The 22270-nt window shown below is 55.5% G+C and carries 20 protein-coding genes and 1 tRNA gene; 9 read left to right on the top strand and 12 right to left on the bottom strand.

Going from position 1 to position 22270, the window contains the following annotated elements; translation table 11 throughout:
* Positions 1–5 precede the first annotated feature (5 nt).
* Complete coding sequence (locus tag ACR3EH_RS04870; protein WP_171185194.1) at positions 6–992, bottom strand: 2-hydroxyacid dehydrogenase; 987 nt, start codon at positions 990–992, stop codon at positions 6–8.
* A gap of 198 nt (positions 993–1190) precedes the next feature.
* On the opposite strand from ACR3EH_RS04870, the gene ACR3EH_RS04875 reads away from it, so the two are divergent.
* From ACR3EH_RS04875 to ACR3EH_RS04885, 3 genes are all read left to right on the top strand, one after another.
* Positions 1191–1652, top strand: coding sequence for an SH3 domain-containing protein (locus tag ACR3EH_RS04875; protein WP_171092660.1), 462 nt, complete (start codon positions 1191–1193; stop codon positions 1650–1652).
* Positions 1653–1743: 91 nt separating this feature from the next.
* Complete coding sequence (locus ACR3EH_RS04880) at positions 1744–2733, top strand: NADPH:quinone reductase (protein ID WP_171185195.1); 990 nt, start codon at positions 1744–1746, stop codon at positions 2731–2733.
* 89 nt (positions 2734–2822) lie between these two features.
* Positions 2823–2897 (top strand) — tRNA-Gln (locus ACR3EH_RS04885).
* 182 nt (positions 2898–3079) lie between these two features.
* Here ACR3EH_RS04885 and ACR3EH_RS04890 read toward each other — a convergent pair.
* Genes ACR3EH_RS04890 through ACR3EH_RS04900 form a run of 3 tightly spaced genes read right to left on the bottom strand, consistent with a single transcriptional unit; the run spans position 3080 to position 5381 of the window.
* Positions 3080–4708 carry a recombinase family protein gene (locus ACR3EH_RS04890; RefSeq protein ID WP_171646591.1) on the bottom strand — a complete coding sequence of 543 codons (1629 nt, stop codon included), beginning with the start codon at positions 4706–4708 and terminating at the stop codon, positions 3080–3082.
* Entirely contained in the window at positions 4708–5121 is a 414-nt protein-coding gene (locus tag ACR3EH_RS04895; RefSeq protein ID WP_170476725.1) for a DUF2924 domain-containing protein, read from the bottom strand. Before ACR3EH_RS04895 ends, ACR3EH_RS04890 begins: the two co-directional genes overlap by 1 nt.
* Positions 5118–5381, bottom strand: coding sequence for a DUF3489 domain-containing protein (locus ACR3EH_RS04900; RefSeq protein WP_058279951.1), 264 nt, complete (start codon positions 5379–5381; stop codon positions 5118–5120). The genes ACR3EH_RS04895 and ACR3EH_RS04900 overlap by 4 nt, the downstream gene beginning before the upstream one ends.
* A gap of 411 nt (positions 5382–5792) precedes the next feature.
* Here ACR3EH_RS04900 and ACR3EH_RS04905 point away from each other — a divergent pair, with 411 nt between their 5' ends.
* From ACR3EH_RS04905 to ACR3EH_RS04920, 4 genes are all read left to right on the top strand, one after another.
* On the top strand, positions 5793–6272 hold the full coding sequence (locus ACR3EH_RS04905) for a GNAT family N-acetyltransferase (RefSeq protein ID WP_253746348.1): 480 nt from the start codon (positions 5793–5795) through the stop codon (positions 6270–6272).
* Between the two features lie 459 nt (positions 6273–6731).
* A complete protein-coding gene (locus ACR3EH_RS04910; protein ID WP_171185201.1) occupies positions 6732–7406 on the top strand; it encodes a phosphatidylserine decarboxylase in 675 nt (224 codons plus the stop codon).
* 12 nt (positions 7407–7418) lie between these two features.
* Positions 7419–8165, top strand: a complete 747-nt coding sequence (gene pssA / locus ACR3EH_RS04915) for a CDP-diacylglycerol--serine O-phosphatidyltransferase (protein WP_170335106.1) — start codon at positions 7419–7421, stop codon at positions 8163–8165.
* A gap of 9 nt (positions 8166–8174) precedes the next feature.
* Complete coding sequence (locus tag ACR3EH_RS04920; protein ID WP_171185203.1) at positions 8175–8798, top strand: class I SAM-dependent methyltransferase; 624 nt, start codon at positions 8175–8177, stop codon at positions 8796–8798.
* 136 nt (positions 8799–8934) lie between these two features.
* Here the strand turns inward: ACR3EH_RS04920 and ACR3EH_RS04925 are convergent, their stop codons facing one another.
* From ACR3EH_RS04925 to ACR3EH_RS04960, 8 genes are all read right to left on the bottom strand, one after another.
* A complete protein-coding gene (locus ACR3EH_RS04925; protein WP_171185205.1) occupies positions 8935–9288 on the bottom strand; it encodes a GFA family protein in 354 nt (117 codons plus the stop codon).
* 281 nt (positions 9289–9569) lie between these two features.
* Complete coding sequence (locus ACR3EH_RS04930) at positions 9570–10526, bottom strand: ABC transporter substrate-binding protein (RefSeq protein ID WP_171185207.1); 957 nt, start codon at positions 10524–10526, stop codon at positions 9570–9572.
* A gap of 28 nt (positions 10527–10554) precedes the next feature.
* Complete coding sequence (locus ACR3EH_RS04935) at positions 10555–12216, bottom strand: BCCT family transporter (RefSeq protein ID WP_216600387.1); 1662 nt, start codon at positions 12214–12216, stop codon at positions 10555–10557.
* An 86-nt stretch (positions 12217–12302) separates the two neighbouring features.
* Positions 12303–13649 carry a dimethylsulfonioproprionate lyase DddP gene (gene dddP / locus ACR3EH_RS04940; RefSeq protein ID WP_171185211.1) on the bottom strand — a complete coding sequence of 449 codons (1347 nt, stop codon included), beginning with the start codon at positions 13647–13649 and terminating at the stop codon, positions 12303–12305.
* A 260-nt stretch (positions 13650–13909) separates the two neighbouring features.
* Positions 13910–14908 (bottom strand): GlxA family transcriptional regulator, encoded by a 999-nt coding sequence (locus tag ACR3EH_RS04945; RefSeq protein WP_170335119.1) that lies wholly within the window; start codon positions 14906–14908, stop codon positions 13910–13912.
* Positions 14909–14922: 14 nt separating this feature from the next.
* A complete protein-coding gene (locus tag ACR3EH_RS04950; RefSeq protein WP_171185213.1) occupies positions 14923–17373 on the bottom strand; it encodes a GcvT family protein in 2451 nt (816 codons plus the stop codon).
* Between the two features lie 172 nt (positions 17374–17545).
* Positions 17546–19105, bottom strand: coding sequence for a trimethylamine methyltransferase family protein (locus tag ACR3EH_RS04955; RefSeq protein ID WP_171185215.1), 1560 nt, complete (start codon positions 19103–19105; stop codon positions 17546–17548).
* A 263-nt stretch (positions 19106–19368) separates the two neighbouring features.
* Complete coding sequence (locus ACR3EH_RS04960; RefSeq protein ID WP_171675393.1) at positions 19369–19962, bottom strand: helix-turn-helix domain-containing protein; 594 nt, start codon at positions 19960–19962, stop codon at positions 19369–19371.
* Here ACR3EH_RS04960 and thrC point away from each other — a divergent pair.
* Positions 19955–21445 carry a threonine synthase gene (gene thrC / locus ACR3EH_RS04965; RefSeq protein WP_171675391.1) on the top strand — a complete coding sequence of 497 codons (1491 nt, stop codon included), beginning with the start codon at positions 19955–19957 and terminating at the stop codon, positions 21443–21445. The two genes, ACR3EH_RS04960 and thrC, sit on opposite strands and share 8 nt — an antisense overlap.
* Positions 21442–22230 (top strand): hypothetical protein, encoded by a 789-nt coding sequence (locus ACR3EH_RS04970; RefSeq protein ID WP_171675389.1) that lies wholly within the window; start codon positions 21442–21444, stop codon positions 22228–22230. The genes thrC and ACR3EH_RS04970 overlap by 4 nt, the downstream gene beginning before the upstream one ends.
* Positions 22231–22270: the final 40 nt, after the last annotated feature.

Here is a 22270-nt window from a genome sequence, read left to right on the forward strand (position 1 = left end):
GTGGCTTACAGCATCGAGGGCACAACCTGATCTGGCGGACGGTGGCCATCTTCGAAGGTCTTGATGTTGATGATAACCTTCTCACCCATTTCGATCCGCCCTTCCAGCGTGGCCGATCCCATGTGCGGCAAGAGCACAACGTTGGGCAGCTGCCGCAGTCGAGGGTTCACATCGGTGCCTTGCTCGTAAACGTCTAGCCCCGCGCCTGCGATTTCGCCCGCACGGATCATCCGCGTCAGGGCGTTTTCGTCGACAACTTCACCGCGTGACGTGTTAACAATCACGGCTGACGGCTTCATCAGCTTCAGTCGGCGTGCGTTCATTAGGTGGAATGTCGATGGGGTCGATGGGCAGTTGACCGAGATCACATCCATTCGCGCCACCATCTGGTCAAGGCTTTCCCAATAGGTTGCCTCCAGTTCCTGCTCGGTCTCGGGACGCAGCCGGCGACGGTTATGATAGTGCACTTGCATTCCAAACGCACTTGCCCGCCGCGCAACGGCCTGCCCGATCCGGCCCATGCCCAGAATACCTAAACGCCGCCCCCCGATGCGCCCGCCCAGAAAGGCGGTTGGAGCCCAGCCGGCCCAGTCACCCTGCTGCATCACGCTTAACCCTTCGGGAATGCGGCGCGTTACGGCCAGGATCAACGCCATTGTCATGTCGGCAGTGTCATCAGTCAGTACACCCGGCGTGTTCGAAACCAGAATGCCGCGCTGTCGGGCTGTGGACACATCAATATTGTCGACACCCGCCCCATAATTGGCGATCAGCTTAAGGTTTTCACCCGCCTGCCCCAGCAGGCCACCATCGATCGTATCGGTCACCGTGGGCACCAGCACATCGGCTTCCTGTACCGCGGCCACCAGCTCATCTCTTGTCATCGGCGTGTCGTCATCGCGCAGGCGCACGTCAAATAACTCGCTCAACCGGGTTTCCACCGCTTCGGGCAACCGTCGCGTTACGACAACACTCAGACGTTCTCTTGGCACCTTGGCCCTCCCACTGCTTTGCAAACAGACGCGCGCCATGGCATCGTGGCGCAGGATAAGGCGGGGCACAAGAACCCCAGTGGCATTGAGTCGACCTTTTTTCGAAACCGGATCAACAGGCATAAGAGCAGGCAGTCAGTGAGTGGTATTCGACCGGTAAAGCGCCAATGTCTGGCGGCGATATCCGTATTTCTGGTCATGTTCAGCTCTTGGGCTGCGCATGCCGAGGACAAGCGCGGATCGGTTACCAACCTTCCCCTGCCCCGCTATGTGTCAATGAAAGCCGCCGAAGGGAACGTTCGGCGCGGGCCGTCGCTAAGCCATCGAATCGACTGGGTCTTCAAACGGCGCGGTATGCCACTGCAGGTGACGGCGGAGTACGGCAACTGGCGCAAAGTTCAGGACCGAGACGGGGCCGGTGGCTGGGTTCACTATGCTCTGTTGTCAGGTGTGCGCACGGTACTGATCGAATCTGACATGCTGCCCGTCTATACCCGCCCCGACCCCAACTCGCCCGTGAATGCACATTTCGAGACCGGCGTCGTGGCCCGCCTTGGCACGTGTTCGCTGGACTGGTGCCGGATCACGGCGGGTGGCTATCGGGGCTGGACTTTGAAGGCGAATCTTTGGGGTGTCGACCCTTCAGAGATCCGCGAATAAGACACCTGCCCAGGGTTGCGCTGATCACCTTTTGCAAAAGGTTTGAATTCACTGCCGGTTTAAGTTGTAACTGAGGCAAACGGAGGATTCCATGCGCGCAGTTACCTATTCCGCTTTCGGAGACGCAGTCAAAGTCTTGCATCTTCAAGACCTTCCCCCGGTTCCTCCCGGTCCGGGTGAAGTTACTGTCGAGTTGGCATTTTCAGGCGTCAACCCATCCGACATAAAGGCCCGCGCCGGAACCCGACCGGGCGTGACGGAACCTCCTTTCCCTTTGATCATCCCCCATAGCGACGGCTCTGGCGTGATCACAGCTGTCGGCGACAGCGTTCCCGCATCTCGGATCGGGCAGCGCGTGTGGGTCTGGAACGGGCAATGGCAACGCGCATTTGGAACAGCCGCCAGCCACATTACCTTGCCCAGCGCTCAAGCCGTTGAATTACCAGATTCAGTGTCATTCGAGACTGGTGCGGTTCTGGGTATTCCGGGACTGACGGCCTGCCACGCTGTTTTCTCAGGGGGCACTCCCAAAGGGCATACGATTCTGATTCACGGTGGTGCTGGTACGGTCGGGTATCTGGCTGTTCAGTTGGCAAAATGGGCGGGCGCACGCGTCATCGCAACCGCCAGCCGCCGCAACTTCGACCGGGTGAAATCGGCTGGCGCGGATGTGGTGCTTGACTACAACAGCCCAGATCTTGCTGATCAGATATTGGGCGCAAATGACGGGCGCACAATCAGCCGCGTCATCGATGTCGAATTCGGAGCAAATATCGAAACGAACACCGCCGTAATTGCCGAAAACGGCCGCATCAACGCCTACGGCTCAGCGCAAAACATGGCACCGGTTTTCCCTTTTGGGCCAATGATGTTCAAGGCTGTAACGCTCGAGATGATCCTGATATATCTCTTGCCAGCAAATTTACGCTCTGCCGCCATTGAGACCCTACACAATGCACTGACCGAAGGTGCCCTGACCTGCCCTGTCCAGAGAGTCTTTACACTAGAAGACTGCGCTGCCGCTCATGACATGGTTCAGGATGGGAACCGCGTCGGGGCAGTGTTGGTTGCTACCAAATGAACACGCCAAAAATTTTTCCGGCCGTCACATTTTTTTGCCAAATAGCTCTTGAACCCCGACAGCAACAATCGTAGACAGCCGCTCACCGTTGGGGTGTAGCCAAGTGGTAAGGCAGCGGTTTTTGGTACCGTGTATCGTAGGTTCGAATCCTACCACCCCAGCCACCCACTCACTAATCTTCAGCTCACGAGAGTTTGCGTCGATATTGCTGCGTGATTTCCGCACCTTGGCTCAAGCAACTTTCGACAGAGACATGGGATAGGCAGTAAAAACGGCCGATTTCGGCCCTTAATCTCGGTTTGCCAATTCGGCGGTACGAGTTTGGTAGATTTTGGAGAGGTTTTGCTCAGAGCTTAGCAAACCGTTCGCGTTGCTCAGACCAGAGAGCCGGGACGCCTGACCTGATGAGATAGTTAGACGTGAGGCCATCCGGCTGTTCGCCTAATGCGATGGAGTCGAGAATGTCCGGCGCCAGCATCGCCAGATCGACTACATCCTGAACGCGGCGCTTGGATGTGCTTTCCGTCTTTGCGATTTCGGTAAAGGTCTTTCCGCTCTTGATCATAGCCATCCACCGCTGCGCTTTGACGATGTTCTGAACCAGAGTGAGATCCGCCTCCGAGGGTGCGTCTCCCAGATGTAACTTCAGCTCGACTCCTCGTCGGCGCATCCGGAACGGAGCTTCGATGCACAGGGCAGATATGTCTAACCGATCTAGTTTGCACTCAAGCTGCTCGGCTATTTCCCTGTGGCCAAGAAGAACAGTCACCTGGCCTGGTTTGAGATCAACTCGCGCGACAAGAGCAAGGCACTGTTTCGCACTTTGAATGGATTGCAATTTCGTGGAGATGCCCGGGATCTCTGCGGCAGATACGTCCCGCAGGAGGGCTATAGCAAAATCCGGACAGCTCAGGTTTTTTCTGATGACGTCAGCGATCAAAGTTTCCAGTTCATCCGCAGGCAGACGCCAAGCATCTGGATGCTTCTGGCTGCGGCCCTTCACCAGTCGGTGGGAGATGTAGTACCGCAGGCGTGTGCCATTCTTCCTGCTGTGGCTGGGTGTCAGGCGGTCGCCGGTTTCATCGAACAGCTTGCTAGCCAATAGGGATCGCCGGGCTTTGCTTTTGGCCCCTCGCGATTTTGCGGCCCCGTCTTGCAGCATCTGCTGAACCCGGTCCCAGACGTCAGGCGCGATGATCGCAGGATGCTGACCGTTATAAACTTGGCCTTTGTGACGAATCCGCCCGGCATAAATCGGGTTGCTCAGAATATGATGGATATGCCCGCGATCAATATGAATACCGCCAGACACCAGCCCTTCCCCACGCACGCGCCGCCGAGATCTGAGGTCCGTCGCGTCTGCGCACTCTTTCACAACGCGGATGAGGCCATGCTCAAGATAGAGATCATAGAGTGCTTTAACAGTCGCCGCTTCCTCCGGCTCAATCTTCAGCGTCCGGCCATCTGCCTGATAGCCTAAAGGGACGTTGCCACCCATCCAAAGCCCCTTGCGCTTAGAAGCAGCTATTTTGTCGCGGATGCGCTCAGCCGTGACCTCTCGCTCAAATTGCGCAAAGCTGAGCAGAACATTCAATGTGAGCCGCCCCATGCTGGTCGCTGTATTGAAGCTTTGCGTGACCGACACAAACGACGCTTCGGCTTGATCCAACCGTTCCACAAGCTTTGCGAAGTCCGCCAGTGAGCGGGTCAACCGGTCGATCTTATAGACCACGATTTGATCGACGCGTTTGTCATCAACGGCTTGCATCAACCCCTGCAAGGCGGGGCGCTCGAGATGTCCGCCGGAGATCCCGCCATCGTCGTAGCGATCCGGGAGCAGCTCCCATCCTTCATGCTTCTGGCTAGCGATGTAGGCTTCGCAGGCCTCTCTTTGCGCATCCAGAGAGTTGAAGTCCTGCTCAAGCCCTTCTTCCGAGCTCTTGCGGGTATAGATCGCACAGCGGACCCGGCGCATCACTGGACCCCGAAGAAGCGCGGGCCGGACCAATGGGCGCCGGTGATATACTTGGCGATGGCTGACAGCGAACGCCAGGTTTTACCGTCCATGACGTACCCACCCTCAACGACCTCGACCTGGTAAGTCCGCCCGTTCCATTCTCGAACAAGCTGAGAACCGGGCTTGGCGGTCGTGGTCAACGTTTTCCCAGCTGCAATCTGCTTCAGTCGTCGGGTGGTTTTAACAGACACACCGCCCAGCGCCCTGTTCTGCGTTTCCCAGATTAGCACCCGCTTCATGAACTGTGGCGAAAGATACTTCGGTGGTGAGCGCCCGAAGGTCTCTCGCCATCGGTCGAGGCACGCTGCGCGATCAAGGGCTTCGATCTCTGATATTTGGATCGAAACATCTTCGTTTTGCTCCGCTTTCATTGGTTGCCCTGCATTTCGACAATTCGGTAGATCGATCCCTTGTCGGTCTCCGCCCTGTCGACCACACGTCCTGCTTTGCGCTGCGCGGATATCGCCGCCCGAGCCGTATGCGGTTGCCAGCCGAAGGTCTGTTGAAGTTGTGCGATTGTGACGCCGGACTTCCGCGTCAGCATTTTGTACAGCTGCTTTTGGCGGGTCGGCTTTTTGGCAACCTTCGTGTTTCTGTCCGAATTTTGGGTTGCCGCAATTGGTGTTGTCATCGTGTTTCTCCACTCTGAGGGCAAAGGTTTATTCCTCGCCCTGTACTGAGTGGAGCCCAGTGATCCCGGGCGTATTCGACACAGACAGTACCGCTCTGAACCGTCGTGAAGTCCAGTCCATTCAAGGAGAAAGCCCGAACTTTTTTTAGATCAGTGGGTAATGGCTTCCGTGCCCACTTTCCGACCACAAGCGGTCATCTGACGGAAAGACTCAGATGACTGCATCGAGCCCAATGTTGCCGATGCTGCGCGTCGAAAGAATGTCTGCAATAGTGATGGGATCATCTGATCCGATAATTCCGGTAGGAAACGCCATGAATTTTGTGAAACCGCTTACTCTTGTGAAAGACATAGAGAAGTCCAAGTGCTTCCGGCCTGCCTTAGTCGTATCTGCCAGCTTCTCGATGTCTCATGTCCCGGGATAAGTTTGCCGCGATGACGTCGCTCAAAATCCGACAGGCAACAGTTGCCGATGTAATTCCGCTCAGTGGGTTGATCCGACGCACAATTCGCGTTTCAAATTTCAAGGACTACGATCAAAAGTCAATCGACAGGTTGTGCACGATTTTTGAGCCGGAGCCGGTCACCAAAAGAATTGAAAACGAGTTAATTCTTCTTTGCTTCATGGGCACCGAACTCGTTGGAACGGTGGGTCTGAGAGATGACTATCTGCGTTCAATGTTTGTAGACCCTGAGTACCAGGGGCGAGGGTTGGGCAAAATGCTGGTTGCAAGAATAGAAGAGGAGGCGCGACAAAGGGCAATCCCGGAAATGATGCTTCATTCCTCACTGACCGCGCGAGAATTTTATTTGGCCCTCGGCTATGAATTTGTGGAATTCCAAACGTACCCGGAGGGACCATTCGTTTTGATGAGAAAGCCGCTCTTATAGCGATTTGCTGGAAACAAAATGAAGGCAAGAAGCGCGGTCGTCAAACAGCTCAATGAGCGCCTGAGAACGACTTTGCAGTACGAAAAGTTGGCACAAAGTTTGCCCGATGTATCGCGGCCCCCCATTTGAATCATCAGCATAGAGCAGACATTTGTTTCTGCGATGCCGACGGCTGTTTTGTCCGCATCTCGGACATTGCAAACTCGGTTTTGAAGGACCGCTTTGGGGCTGAAGCGGATACTGAACTATTAGGTCCGAAATCAGGCCCACGCCCTTCAACTTGGCATAATTTGGCTTACCGGTCACAAGGCCGAAGCCTAAGCGCCGAGGTGCTGTAAATAGTGCCCATCAACTTGTAACACCCTAATATCAATTGACGCCGGTCGCGCTAGTCACACTTGCGTTCCACACCAATCCACTTATGACAGTGCCGTCAAATGACCTGAGGGAAAGCTTGCAATGCGCATGCGCGATACGTTCATCAAACCGATGCATCCCGAAGGCATTAGGTTTGTCGCAATCTTTGCCGCCATAACGGTCGGTCTGTTTCTCTTGTCCGACATTCTGGGCTGGATTGGCGTCGGCTTCACGGTTTGGTGTTACTATTTCTTTCGCGATCCTGAACGTGTGCCACCGACAGAAGAAGGCCTGATTGTTAGCCCGGCGGACGGGGTGGTTTCGCTGATCGAACCTGCGGTACCGCCGAAAGAACTTGGGATGCCCGACACACCTCTCACCCGTGTCAGCGTGTTCATGAGTGTCTTCAACTGTCATGTGAACCGGACCCCCATTGAAGGGGAGATTACCGCAGTTGCCTACCGCCCCGGCAAGTTTTTCAATGCATCCCTGGACAAGGCCAGTGCTGATAACGAGCGCAACAGCTTGCGTATTCGTATGACAAACAATCAGGATCTGGCTGTTGTCCAGATTGCTGGTCTAGTGGCCAGACGGATCGTCTGCTTCGTAAAACCAGGCGAAGCGCTTAAAACCGGAGAGCGATTTGGATTGATCCGGTTCGGGTCTCGGCTGGATGTTTACCTTCCGGATGGCGTGGATCCACAAGTGCGTGTCGGACAAACGATGATTGCGGGTGAAACCGTCCTTGCCAGTTTATCTATGTCTAAAGAAAAATAGGTAGGCGGATCAATGGGAGACCCCCCCAAACAGGAAGAGACCGGGTTTGCGCTAATCCATTTGCTGCCCAATGCGCTGACCATAACGGCCATTTGCGCGGGCCTGTCAGCAATCAGATTTGGTGTTCAGGGTAACTACGTACTCGCGGTCCAGTTGATAATTGCTGCCTGTGTGCTTGATGGATTAGATGGGCGCATTGCGCGCCTACTCAGCAGTGACAGCAAGCTGGGGGCCGAGCTTGACTCTCTTGCAGATTTTCTGAACTTCGGAGTGGCTCCGCCGCTCGTTCTCTATTTTTGGGTCCTACAGGATATACCCAGCGCGGCGTGGATTGCGGTATTGTTCTTTGCTGTGTGCTGCGTCATGCGCCTTGCCCGGTTCAATGTGAGCAGCAAATCCGAGACATGTGATCAGGACAGTGCCTATTTCGAGGGGGTCCCCGCCCCTGCGGGGGCGCTTCTGGTCATGTTGCCAATGTATTTGTCTTTCGCTTTCGCCGATGCCCCGTTGCTGCCGAGTGTATTGATCTGCCTTTACATGGTGATCATCGGTCTTCTGCTCATCAGTCGCATACCAACATGGTCTTTCAAGGCCACGCGGATTTCTCGCGAGAACGTGAAGTTTTTGCTCATCGGTGTCGCTGTTGCGGGGGCGGCGCTGCTGACATTTGCCTGGGCCACGCTCATCGCTCTTTGTGTCGGGTATGTGGGAATGGTCGCCTGGGCATGGCTCGACAGGGAATTACCTTCTAACCGTTAAGGACTCGATATGGACATCAAGGCCGTTCAAACCTCTTACGCTCGCTGGGCGCCCGTCTATGACAGGACGTTTGGGGCTGTCACCAATGTCGGGAGACAGCACGCGGTTGAATACATCAATAGGCGTCCCGGCAAGGTTCTGGAGGTTGGCGTGGGCACCGGACTGTCCCTGGAACATTACGGGGCCGAGACGCTGGTGACAGGGATCGATTTCAGCGAAGACATGTTAGAAAAGGCCCGCGACAAGGTTCAGGCCATGTCACTAAAGCATGTCAAAGCACTGGTGCAAATGGATGCCCGAACGATAGAATTTCCCGACAACCATTTCGACACGGTTGCAGCGATGCATGTGCTGTCCGTCGTTCCGGAACCGGAAACGGTGATGGCGGAAATAGCGAGGGTCTGCAAACCGGGTGGCAGAGTGGTGATCACCAACCATTTCCAACGTAAGCGAGGGCTGCTTGCATCTATGGAACGCATATTTGCCCCGCTGGCAAATACAATCGGCTGGCATTCTGATTTCGAGATCGAGACGGTGCTGCAAGAGGATATGCTTGCCGTCGAAGAGCAAAGGCCCCTTCCACCGCTGGGGATGATGACCTTTCTGGTGCTGAGGAAATCTGAAGCCGCGTAGTACCCAGTACCTTTGGCCGCTTTTTCAGTTTCGGGCAGCCGAGCCAGTACACATATGTCAATTCATCTCGGAGCTAGATCGTTGGCCACGTCATTGCATTTCAGATGTTCTGACCACAAGAGGCGCCTTGGTCGCGTCAGAGATTTCTTCCGTCATAGATTACCTCAGGTAGGCGAAGAGCGTCCAACTCATCGATGCATCCGAGGTTAACTCGATAGTGGCCCGGGTTCAGCCGCGTCTCGACGAATGTATGAATTCCACAGCGATTGCAAAAATAGTGCCGCGCCGTTTCTGTGCCAAATTGGTAAGTTGAGAGAACACCCTGCTCACACCTGATTTTTATATCTTCAGGCGGTACCACTGTTGCACTCATCACCATGCCTTTACGGGAACATAATGAACAATCGCATCGCATTGCATGATCGATGTCCGGAACCGAAAATGTGAATTCTACAGAACCGCAATGACAGCTGCCTCGAAATTGTTTCACCTTTCACTCCACCGATTGAATGCGGAAAGAGCGCCCACAAACGATCTGTAGGCACTCAGTGACTATTCAAACTTTATTCGGCCACCATTGGGTCTGCATCCGGAACTGTAGAGGTAACACCAACTGCGTTCCGGCGGCTATCGTTGATGATTACCTTGATCAGAGCAAAGCCGATCAACACCATTGCCAGCCTCCCGGTCTTCTGGACCGGAAGGCGTAAGAGTATCAAACACTCTAGCGGAATTCGTTACCGCCCGAAGCATTTTTGATAACGTTTGTCACTACTGGAACCAACTGTCGACAACAGCCGAATTGTCTTCAACCCATTGCTTTGCAAATGCCTCGGGGTCCTTTTTCTCGACCGCCAAGGCAAAGGACATTTCCGAGAGCATCTCGGTCTCCAAATTGACATTGCTTAGCATTGCGACGGCATCAGGCTGCGCGCTTTCCAGGCTGGTCGCGTAGCTGACATGAAGATCGTCAGTATCCCAGGCGACACCGGCAGTTGATTTCTCCAACCAGCCCGGGATCGAGTTGGGCGGCACGATAATCCACTTTGAACTAACGTGTGCTGGCTCGTTCAGAACAACAAGGTCGTGCACTTCGAACATGTAGTGCGGTTGATAGCAATAGAATACGACATTCTCATTCCGCCCGGCAGCAGCCCCCAGTTCTGCCAAGGCGTCGGCTTCGTCCATGATTCGGAGGCTCATAGTCTTGTGATAGCCGTAAGAACGTGCACGGACCTGTTCGATGGAAGTGGAAGTCCAACCTTCTGCACCGATCCAGACTTCACCTTTTCCGTCTCCGTTACTATCAAATTTCTGAGCCATTTTCGGATCGGAAAGCTGCTTGATATCCGTGATACCGGTGCGTTCCGCCGTGTCCTTTGTCACGCACATTCCTTGCGCCCCCTTGGGGCCACTGGACTTTACCTGAACCGTTTTTCGGCCGTCGACATATTCCCGCCGAAGGTAGTCAAGACTGGGCAGCCAGACCTCAGGATGCACATGCAGGGTTCCGGCATCCATAGCCGCAAACATGGCTGCATTGGTGCTGTCCTGTAATTCGACGTCCAAGTCCAGCCGACTTTCCAAGGCAACCTTCAGAATATGTGCGGTGGCTTCCCCCGATGGCCAGTTCGGGACGCCAATGACCATGTCGGCCGCCGAGGCTGTGGAGGCGGCAGTTACCGCGGACGCCACACTGATAGCTGCAAAAGATTTACTCGTTTTCATCTCGAAGTCCTTTCATCACTATCAAGTTTCATTCCGCAGCAGATGCCGGGGCGGTGGTCGGAACACCTTCGGCAAGTCTTCGGCTATCGTTGTAGATCGCCTTGATCAGTGCAAAGCCCATCAGAACCATCGCCAAACTGAATGGCAAAGCTGCAATTACCATGGCGGTTTGAATGGCTCCCAGGCCCCCTATGACAAGCAGGGCTCCGACCACCAATGCCAGAGCGACACCCCAGAAATAGATGTGAGGCTTGGCTTTCGGGCCGTCGTCGCCCGCGGCGTTGATTGTATTTACGATCAAAACAGCGGAGTCTGCCGTGGTCACGAGATATGTCAAAAGAAGTACCACAACGATAACTGAGAAGACCCATGTCAGATTGTCGTTGAGAATAACGGCCAGTGTCGCAAACAGCTGGTCTGAGATTCCCGCGCCCAGAATCGAGCCCCCAGCCTCACCTGTAAGTTCAAGGTGGATGGCCGTACCGCCAACAAAGGCGAACCAGATGAAACACATCATTGCCGGGACAAGCATTGCACCCAACACGAACTCGCGCACTGTGCGCCCTCGCGAAACCCTGGCAAGAAACAGACCAACGAATGGGGTCACCGCGATCCACCAGGCCCAGTAAAAGACCGTCCAGCCGCCTTGCCAGCCGGCGAGTGCGGCGCCCGTTTCGGTTCCATCATCTGACCAGACGGTAAAGCTGATTCCCGGCAGCGCCAGCAGGTAATCCCAGATACCGACAAACATGGCCTGCAGACTAAAGAATGTTGCACCGAAAATCAGGAAGAACGCCAACAAGAAAAAGCTCAGCCCCATATTGATATTGGAGAGCCATTTGATCCCCTTGCCGACACCGGAAAGTGCGGACAGGGTCGATGCACCCATGATAACCACAAGGGCGAAGATGATGGCGGCAAAGGACGCTTTTTGTGTTCCTCCCTCACCGGTCACCAACAACCAGTCACCGAAACCAATCCGGTTAAGGCCGGCTACAAACTGCTCGACACCAAAGCCAAGGGTCTGGGCAACGCCCAGGATAGTTGCCACCACGGCTACGATATCGATGACATGACCAATCGGGCCCGAAAGCGACTTGCCGAAAAGCGGGATAAGAGCGGTGCGCACCGTAAGTGGTAGATTTCTGCGATAAGAGAAGTAGGCGAACCCCAGCCCGGCAATCGCGTAACACGCCCAGGCCGATAGCCCCCAGTGCGCAAATGACCAGATATAAGCCGACCTTACGGTCTCTACCGATTGCGCGGAAACCTCTCCCATAATTACGTGGGGGTTGTTCTGAAAGTGGTAAATCGGTTCGGCCGTCGCAAAGGTCAGCATCCCAATGCCGATCCCGGCGCTGAACATCATTGAAAACCATGAGAAATTCGAAAATTCAGGCCTTTCATCGTCCTGGCCCAGCCGAAGTCTGCCGGAAGCCGGCAATGCCGCAAGAACAAGGCATAGTATCAGGAAAAACGCTACCGCGTAGATGTACCAAGAGTTAAAGCTCGCCAGAATTAAGCCATTCAATGCTCCTAGTGTCTCTGCAGCACTCTCCGGAAAGGCCACGGCCCACACGATGAGCAAACCCACCAAGATTTTCGCGGACACGGCAACGTTCTTTGAGAACCCTGCGTAAAAGCCGCTCTCTGAAACTGGAATGTCCAACTCGCCTAAAGGTGGTTTCATACTTTCCTCCATTGTATGCTAATTTCGAACCGTCAGCGGACCGTGTCATGGGTTTGCTGGCGGGCTTTGGATATTGCGAATGCCAGCTAGGCCGTTTCTCCCATCAGGCGCTTATCGAGCGGGTAGGTCGAAATCGTTTCGAACCCGCTTTCAGTCACAACTCCCTGATCCTCCAGCTTGACCATGTGGTCGCCGCCGACCTCACCCACCAGCGCTTCGACACACAGCGTCAGCCCGGGTTCGAGAATGGCGTCGAAGGCGCCGTCCACCAGTCGGTCGGGATAGGCGATCAATGGCCATTCGTCGCACAGGCCCACACCATGCATCGGAGAGGAATATTTCAGCGCCTGATACTTGTCCTGCAGCACATGCAATGAGCGTGTCAGCTCCTCCATGTGGAGGCCGGGGCGCAGGAGCGCCGTGTTGTAGCGGATGTGCTCGACGGCCTCGGCGTAACTCTCGCACATATGTTTCGGCGCCAGTTCGTCACCGATCCACCATGTACGGCTGAGGTCCGCGCAAATGCCATATGGCCCGATCAGATCAGTGTCGAAGGCGAGGATCTCGTTCTCGGCGATGACCCGGGGCCCACATTCCTGAAACCACGGGTTCGTGCGTGGCCCCGAGGTGAGCAGCCGTGTTTCGATCCATTCGCCGCCACGCTTGATGTTCTCGGCATGGAGCACGGCCCAGACATCGTCCTCGGTCACCCCGCCGTTTGGAATTTCTGCGCGCGCGAACTCTTCCATGGCGGCCATCGAACGCTCGCAGGAATGAATGGCGCAGCGCATGGCGCGTAACTCGTGCTCGGTCTTGATGCCCCGTGTGCGTTCGGTGACTTCCTCGCCGTCGCGATACTCCAGCCCCGCTCGGCGGATCGCGTCCAGTCCCGCAGGCTGGATCTTGTCTATCCCGATCTGTGTATAGCCCGGCGCATGGGTGGCCAGCAGGTCCGCCACCTCAGCAGCGAAGGCGTCGGCCGCTGGCCCAATCCGGTCGCCACGGGCGAAATAGAACATGTCAGCGCCAGATCGGCTCTCGCGGACGAGCGGATTATACTCGGCGAGGAACGGCGCGTTCTTGTAATCCCAAAGCACCATGTATCCGTCGGCACAGAGCAGGCAGGCCCGGAACGGGTTGTGGGTGTTCCACAATTGCATGTTCGTCGTGTCGGTCGCATAGCGGATGTTCAGCGGATCGAACATCAGCAGACCCCCATAGCCGCGGGCCACGATGGCGTCGGTCAGGCGCTTGTGGCGGGCCTTGCGCATCTCGGTCAAATCGGGCAGCGCCAACCCCGCCTCGCGCCATTCAGCATGGGCAAGTGCGGTCGGCCCAATCTCGACCCGGTCGCCGTCATTTGCCGTCCCATCGCCAAGACGAACGCCCTGGCTAGGGTCAATCTTGCGCCGATCACTGTAATGGGTGTTCATTTTGTGCTTTCCTTTCAGACGCTTGATTGCGCGCAAAAAAAGCCGCGTCCCGACTTGCGCGGCCTTTCATTCAAGCTGCGTTCATAGCTTGATCTGCGAAGTCCCCCCATTGTCGTAAGCGGGGTGCGATTTTCTGCGGTATTGTTGATCGGGACACCGAAGGCATAAGAGATCGTTCTGTGTTCTGCTTTGCCGCCGACACAGTTTAGTTCCGTAGTGACCAGTGTTGTCTGAGTTGATTGCAACGCCGTTCTCCGAAGCTAGTGCGCAAGCACAACCTTTTCTTCTCGAGGCGCTATGCCGAAGTGCCTTCTGTAGTGTTTGGAGAACACGCTTTGTGTTGAGAATCCGCAGGCCGTAGCAACGTCGATCACGCGCATCTGGGTTTGCTGCAGCAATACGCGTGCCCTCTCGAGCCTTAGAACCATCATGTAGGTTTTTGGGGTCATTCCCAGATATCGGCTAAACAACCTTTCAAGTTGCCGTGTCGATATCCCAACCTGACGAGCGATAACCGACGGTGAAACAGGCTCTTCCCAGGTTTCCTGCATATAGCTCAGTGCTTTGGACAACTTTTCGTTCCGGTGTTTCGAACCGTAAAGGCTGGACATACTCTGACGACAATTTCCATCACGCATAGAGCCACAAAGGAGTTGGTCAGCGACCTGACTGGATGTTTCCGGGCCCGCCTTTTCGCGGATCACGGAAGAAAAAAGGTCCAGAGTAGCGGCTCCCCCCCCACAGGAGACGATGTTGGATGTCTCTTCAAAAATTGTGCAGGCAGGCTCCAGATCCAGATAGCCTTCCTCAAAGACAGGCTTCATTCTCCAGTGCGCGCTGATGCGCCCCTCGTTCGCTATGCCGATCCGGGCGAGAAACAGTGCGCCACCTCCCAGTCCGAAAAACCGTGCTCCAAGTCGTGCGGCTTGCCGTAGCCAGGCCGCAGTCTTCCCGGATTTGGGGTAGTCTTGGGAATTAAAGGCGCAGCAAACAACGATGCAATCCCCACGTCGTACATCAGGCAAGGCGCCATCGGCTGTCACTGTCAGCCCTGAAGAAGATTCTATGCTATCCCCTGTTTCGCTGGCTGTTTTCCATTGAAAGAAAGCCTTACCCAATGCTTCGTTGGCGGCGGCCAGAGAGTCGATACCGGATCCCAGTTCCAATGCAGAGAACCCGGGCATCAATAAGAATACGAAGCGGTTCACCTCAACAAGTTCACTTAGAACCACATCTATGTCTTTCTCTGGCCGCCCCATGGTTTTTCTCCTGATCAAGAACGCATGTTTGCGCCGTTGGCGTCGTAGATTGGTCCTGCCAGAACCAGCGCATCGTAGAAGTTGCCCAGAATTTCCACTTGAAGCGTCGTTCCCGGCGTTGCGAACTCGGCTGCGACGTAACCCATCGCCATCGACTTGCCGACATGGTGCGCATAGCCGCCCGAGCTGACGTAGCCGACCGGTTCACCATCTTTCAGGATCGCCTCGTCATGGGCCACGTCGATCCCCTCGACGTCGATGGTCATTGTCACCAACTTCTGCGAGACGCCTTCATCGCGGGCTTTCAGCGTTGCTTCTTTGCCGACGAAGTCCTTCTTCCAGTTGATGAAGTCATCCATGCCGGATTCGACAGCGTCGAAGTCGGGACGGTATTCCATCGTCCAGACACCCCAGCCCTTCTCGAGTCGCATCGACAGCAACGCACGCGCGCCGTACCAGCGATAGCCCAGATCGGCGCCGGCCTCTTCGATGGCGTCTGCCAGACGCATCAGGTATTGCGGTTTGCAATAGATTTCGTAGCCCAATTCGCCAGAGAAGCTGATCCGGTTGATGATCACCGGCACGCCGCCGACAAAGGTCTGGCGCAGGTCACGGAACTTGAAGGCTTCGGCTGAAACATCGTCACGGGTGATCCGGGCCAGCAGGTCCCGCGATTTCGGGCCGGACAGGGCAATCCCGTGCCAGTCGTCCGAAACGTTGGCATAAGAAATGCCTGCGGGCAGGTCTTTTTCGAACCAGCGGCGGTGTGCTTCCTGCATTGCGCCGGAACCGAACAGCATAAAGTGATCCTCGGCCAGGCAGGCAACCGTCAGATCGCCGTAAAGCTTGCCCTTGGGCGTCAGCATCGGCGTCAGCGCCAGGCGTCCGGGCTTGGGAACAAAGCCGGCTAGGATATGGTTCAGGTATTCGCGAACACCATCACCCTTGAACTCATGCTTGGCAAAGTTGGCGATCTCAATGCCGCCGACAGCTTCGCGCACGGCCTTGATTTCCCGGGCGACATAGTCGTGCGACCGGTTGCGTTCAAAGGTTGGAACCTCGTGCGCATCTTCCGGGCCGTCGGCATACCAGAGTACGTTTTCGAGGCCGAAACCCTGATCCATCACCGCACCCTTGGCGATCATGCGATCATAAAGCGCGGTCGTCTTCTGCTTGCGGCCCTTGGGCAGGGTTTCGTTCGGGAAGGTCATCACGAACCGGCGTTCGTAGTTTTCCGACGACTTGATTGTGCCCCAGTCCGGTGTCGCGAATTCACCAAAACGCGCCACGTCCATCGCCCAGACATCGATGGATGGCTCGCCGTCGATCATCCATTCCGCAAGGGTTAGGCCCACGCCGCCGCCCTGGCAGAAGCCTGCCATGACACCAACCGCCACCCAGTAGTTCTTCATGCCCGGAACAGGACCGATCAGCGGGTTGCCATCAGGACCAAACGTGAACGGACCGTTGATCACATCCTTGATCCCGGCATTGGCCATGGCCGGAAGACGCTCGAACGCGGTTTCCAGACGATCCGCCACACGATCCAGATCCGGTGGCAGCAGTTCATGACCGAAGTCCCAAGGTGTCCCGCCGACTTTCCACGGGGTCGCCTGGGCCTCATAGGTACCCAGCAACATGCCCTGCCCTTCCTGACGGCAGTACACGTTGGCCTCAAAGTCGATGCCGTGCGGTAGCTGCTGACCAAAGTTCACGACCTCGTCCATGCGCTCGGTGATCAGGTAATGGTGCTCCATCGGCTGAACCGGCAGATGAAGGCCCGCCATATGGCCCACCTCACGCGCCCACAGACCGCCGCAGTTCACGACGTGCTCGGCATTGATCGTGCCTTTGGGGGTGACAATGTCCCAGCTGCCGTCGGGGCGCTGTGTCATATCGGTGGCGCCACAGTGGGTGAAATACTGGGCGCCATGCGCCTTGGCCGCCTTGGCAAAAGCGTAGGTCGTGCCAGACGGGTCCAGATGGCCGTCCTGCGCGTCCCACAGAACCGCGTGATAGTGGTCCGGATCGATCAGCGGATGACGCTCAGCCAGTTCCTTGGGCGAGATGAATTCCTGATCCAGGCCCATGTAACGCGCTTTCGAACGCTCGCCCTTCAGGTAGTCATACCATTCCTTGGTAGAAGCGGCGTAGAAGCCACCGGTCTGATGCAGACCAACAGATTGGCCGGACAGTTCTTCGATCTCTTTGTAAAGATTGATCGTATATGATTGCAGGCGCGAGATATTCGGATCCGAGCTGATGGTGTGAATACCGCCGGCCGCGTGCCAGGATGAGCCGGATGTCAGCTCGTCACGTTCAAGCAGGACCGCATCCTTCCAACCGAACTTGGCCAGGTGGAACAGGATCGAGCAACCAACAACGCCGCCGCCAATAACAACGACTTTGGCGTGCGACGGCAGTTTCTTTCCGCCTGTGGACTCGTCGGTCTGAATAGTAGGCATATTTCGTTTTTCCTCAGGAATTCAGCTTTCACTCTGACTGCATTTGGGTGCACACTCCTCGTTTTGACCCAAAGCATCTATCTCGGTGAAAAGGGGTTCTCTTCTTTGCAGTGGATTGCTGGTCGGCAGAACGATCCCGGTCATCGCGATCGTCCTGCCGAACCTGCAAATGTCAGAAATCCGTGGCAGCGCCACCCTCGGCCTTGCGTTTGGCAACAAAGGCGTCAAGCTCGTCTTTTATCGCCGGATCCAGGGCTGGGGCTTCGTAGGAGGCAAGGCGGTTTTTCCACTCTGCGTTGGCACGCTCGATCGCAATCGGCGATCCGGCCTCCTGCCAGGTCTCAAAGTTGCGCCAGTCACTCAGGATTGGCGAATAGAAGGCGTCGCGATAACGCGCCTGGGTGTGTTCAGTGCCAAAGAAGTGACCCGCTGGCCCGACCTCATTGATGGCTTCCAGCGCCAGGTCTTCCGGGCTGGTCGAAACCGGCTGAAGGAATTCCGTGATCATCTGCAGCAGGTCGATATCAAGCATCACCTTCTCATACGAGCAGCACAGCCCTCCTTCGAGCCACCCTGCCCCGTGCATCAGCATGTTGGCGCCGCCATTGATGGCACCCCAAAGCGAGAAGACCGCCTCGTATGCCGCTTGCGAGTCAACCGTATTGGCCGCGCACACATTCGAAGAGCGATACGGAATGCCGTAGCGCCGCGCCAGCTGTCCGCCGATATGCTGCGCTTTCATGTATTCCGGCGTACCAAACGCGGGCGAGCCGGTCTTCATATCCACGTTCGACGTGAAGCCGCCATACATCACCGGCGCGCCTGGCCGCACCATCTGGGTAAAGGCCACACCCGCCAGAGCTTCGGCGTTTTGCAGGGTTACGGCACCGGCAATCGTAACGGGCGCCATCGCCCCTGCCAGCGTGAAGGGTGTGATTACAACAGGCTGGCCCATCTCGGACAACGCCATCACGCCCTGCATCATCGGAATATCGAGCTGCAGAGGAGAGTTCGTGTTGATGATCGAGAACATGCAGGCCTGATCACGCATCTGGTCATGGGTCAGACCATGGGCAATCCGCGTCATCTCGATTGCATCGGAGACACGCTCCTCACCAAGTGAGTAGATGCAATAGGCCTTGTCGGTCAGCGTGATGTAATCCTGAATACAATCAAGATGGCGGATAGACGCGTGAATATCGACGGGTTCCACCGGATATCCACCTGTCACATGCAGAACATTGTGCATCTGGGCCAATCGCAGGAAGTTGCGAAAATCTTCCTGATTGCCCGCGCGCCGACCCCGATCCGTATCCGAGCAATTCGGCGCGCTTGCCATCATGTTGAATACAATGTTGTTTCCGCCCATGGTCACGTTGTGCTGGGCGTTTCGCGCGTGCAACATGAATTCAGACGGCACGCTTGCAATGGCTTCGTTGATCAAATCGGGATCGAAGCGCACACGCTCTTCACCGTCCCGGACATCGGCACCTGCCTTTTTCATCACGGCGCGCGCGTCATCATGCAACACGTCCAGACCGGTTTCTGAAAGCAGTTTCAGGGATGCCTGGTGAATATGCTCAACCTGATCATCAGAAATCAGCTCAACGGTCGGATAGGAACGCTTAAGCTGCGCGAACGGGCGCTGTACAATTGCCGGGGCTGGTGCCCCGCCATCACGGCGACGCCCTCGGCGTCCGCGCGCCTTTTGGGCCAGTTGATCAGTAGTCATCCGATAGTACCTTCATTGCCGGAGTTAAGCCTGAGAACGAGTGGTTTGGGCGTTACGCCTCAAGTCATTTACCGCTTAGGGCGGCAGGCAGAGAAACCTGACCGCGATTCGTCGCTCAATCCTGCGTGGGCCCGCGAACGGAAAAGTCCGCTATTACTTGGAGGTACCAGTCGCTGTTTCATTTTTGGTTTTCCAATATGCCGCACGAGATGCGGTATATTGGAATAATGCCATGATTCAGTCAATACGTTTTATAGGCCTTCTCAGACTGACGCTGTAGGTTCCTGATATTGAGTCGGCTGAGCCACGAGAAGGATGGCCTCCGTTTCTCCATCCGCCTCGTTGTTAATGCGATGATTGCAGTCACTGCGGTATCGCAATGTATCGCCTGCCTCAGCCCGAACAGTTCGTCCAGCGACCGTTACCGACAGTGAGCCGGACAGGCAGGTCAGGTGCTCGAAGGTTCCAGGCGCATGGGGCTTTGAATCAAGCTCTGCTCCGACCTTCATGAGAAGCCTGTGCCACTCTACGGGAAGAACAGTGCGTCGCGGGCTCAGCATATAAATCTCGCATTTACCGTCCGCACTTCGCTGCATCGGCGTGGAATAGTGATGAAGATGCTCGATTGGATCCTCGCCACCAGGCGTGCCCTCAAGCAAGCTAAGGTCAACGCCAAGTGCCTGAGAAAGGGCCCAGACTATTGAAAAGGTCGGGTTGGTGGCACCCCTCTCAATGGCGGATAGCATCGATCGGGACACCCCTGTACGCTCAGAGAGTCGCTCAAGGGTCAGGCCCAGCGATTTCCTGGCTTCCTTCATAATTCTCCCGATTTCAGGTGTAGGTGAAGGTGTGTTCATTCCGTATTTCCATTATATTAGATTTCTGTTTACGAACGATAGAGGTCTTGCTAAATCCACAATATTAGAAATCTTGGAAAATGCCATGCTCTACTCAAGTACTCGCGGGAACGCACCCGCTCGATCTCTCCGAGAGTTGCTAAGCCGTGGAACTGCCGAAGATGGCGGTCTTTACGTGCCTGAGGCCTGGCCCGAACTTACATCCAGCAAATTGGCCACGCTGGGCAGACGGGCCTACGACCAGATTGCATCGGATGTTTTGGCACTGTTTGGCGGAGCTGAGTGGCAACAGTGCAACTTCACCGCAGGCATAAGAAAAGCGCTGGCCGGTTTCGAACGCAATGATGGCCCACCCCTCTCTCGCCTGAATGACCAGCTGTGGAGCATGGAGCTTTTCCATGGCCCCACACTCGCTTTCAAGGACTACGCCCTCGCCCCTTTGGCGGAAGCGATCGATCGGGAACTCACAATCACTGACAAACGCGCGACCGTACTCTGCGCAACGTCGGGAGATACTGGCGCAGCCACCGCAAATGCCTTTGCGGGACGTTCGCGAGCCAATGCAGTAATTCTGTTTCCGGAGGGCCGCGTCTCTGATGTTCAACGCAAGCAGATGACCTGCCTGGGAGCCGCAAACGTTCAGGCAATTTCCGTTCGAGGCGACTTTGATGACTGCCAAAGCATAGTCAAAAACCTGTATCAAAGCGAAGTTGCCAAAGAATATAGCTATACGGCTGTGAATTCGATCAACCTGGCCCGGATCCTCCTTCAGACGTCCTACTACATTTACGCTTCGGTCAAAATCCACAACGATTACGGCCAACCCGTGAACTTTGCTGTCCCCAGCGGGAATTTTGGAAATGTCTTTGCGGGCTATATCGCGAAGCAAATGGGCGCTCCCATCGGGAAGTTGATCGTCACGTCGAACGAAAATGATGTCCTTCCCCGGCTGTTCGAGACTGGTATGATGTCGAAGGCAGAGACAATACCGACGATCTCGCCGAGCATGGATATTCAGGTTTCCAGCAACTTTGAACGAATGCTGTGGATTCTGAAAGGACGCGACGGGAACGCAACGCGGGACATGCAAACGCAGCTCGCTGAGAGGTCTTTTTACGAACTTTCGCAATCCGAGCATTCAAGACTGACCAAAGACTTCGACGCGATGAAGTGCGGCAAAGACGATGCCTTAAACACCATGCGCCAGATCCATAAGCAGTTCGGCAAGATCATTTGCCCACATTCGGCAACCGGCTACTTCGCGGCGGATCAGCTGAGGGCAACGCTTAACGGACCCATTGTTGTCGCTGAAACAGCCCATCCGGCAAAATTCCCGACGGCAGTTGAAGAAGCGCTTGGAACACTCCCAGAAACTCCGGCGCGGCTGGAAGACTTGTTTGCCCGCGAAGAAGAGTTCGCAACTGTCGATCCGACGGTTGAAGCGGTGCAAAGTGTGATTGATGGAAAATTCGCAACACCATGAAGCTGACGTGTGTAACCCCGGAAGTTCAATCTCTTCTGAGTGAACCGCGTGACATCCTCCTGATCGGGATGTCGGGAATTGGAAAGACGCTCCTTTCGAGCTTTTTGAACCAATCCGGGGCGTGGCGCTATGTGTCGATAGACGCCCAAATCCAGGGGCAGTATTTGCGCAAGCAGATACTTGATGCATTCAATGCCGAGGTCAGCAAGGGAGCTATGCTGTCCAAGTTGCAGGAATTGGGCATACTCAACTTGGACGACGAATTGTGCAAGGACACTCTTGCGCCATTGACTTCCTATTTGGGGATGCCTGGAGACCCAGACAGAGGCGGGATTGAATTCAACGAATATGTGAAACGGCAGAACTTTCATAGGCAGGCTGAACTCACCGCAGTCGAAGACCTTCTTAGCCTGGATTCCAGTCAGCCAGTTCTGGCTGATTCAAGCGGGTCGTTCTGCGAATTGTTTGCGGCTGGTGACCCCACATTTTCTGCTTTGAAAGAAAGGTTCCTTATCGTTTCGCTGAGGGAGAACGACGAACTCGTCCAGAACTTGATAGCGAGGTACGTTGAGAAACCAAAGCCAATCTACTATTCTCCGGACCTGCTTTCGGAATATTGGCGCGACTATACGGCAAAGGCTGGAGACCGGGATAAAGATGTCGACCCAAAGAAATTCGCGCTTTGGTCGTATCAGAAGCTAATTTCGGTCAGGCGAGATAAATTTGCGGCACTAGCTAAGCACAGCGACATATCTATTAGTGCCGCAGATTTGCGATACGCCTAAGTCTTCATCGACGAACCTGCTAACACCACCAAGACGACGC

It is taken from the genome of Ruegeria sp. BG7, from assembly GCF_056535685.1.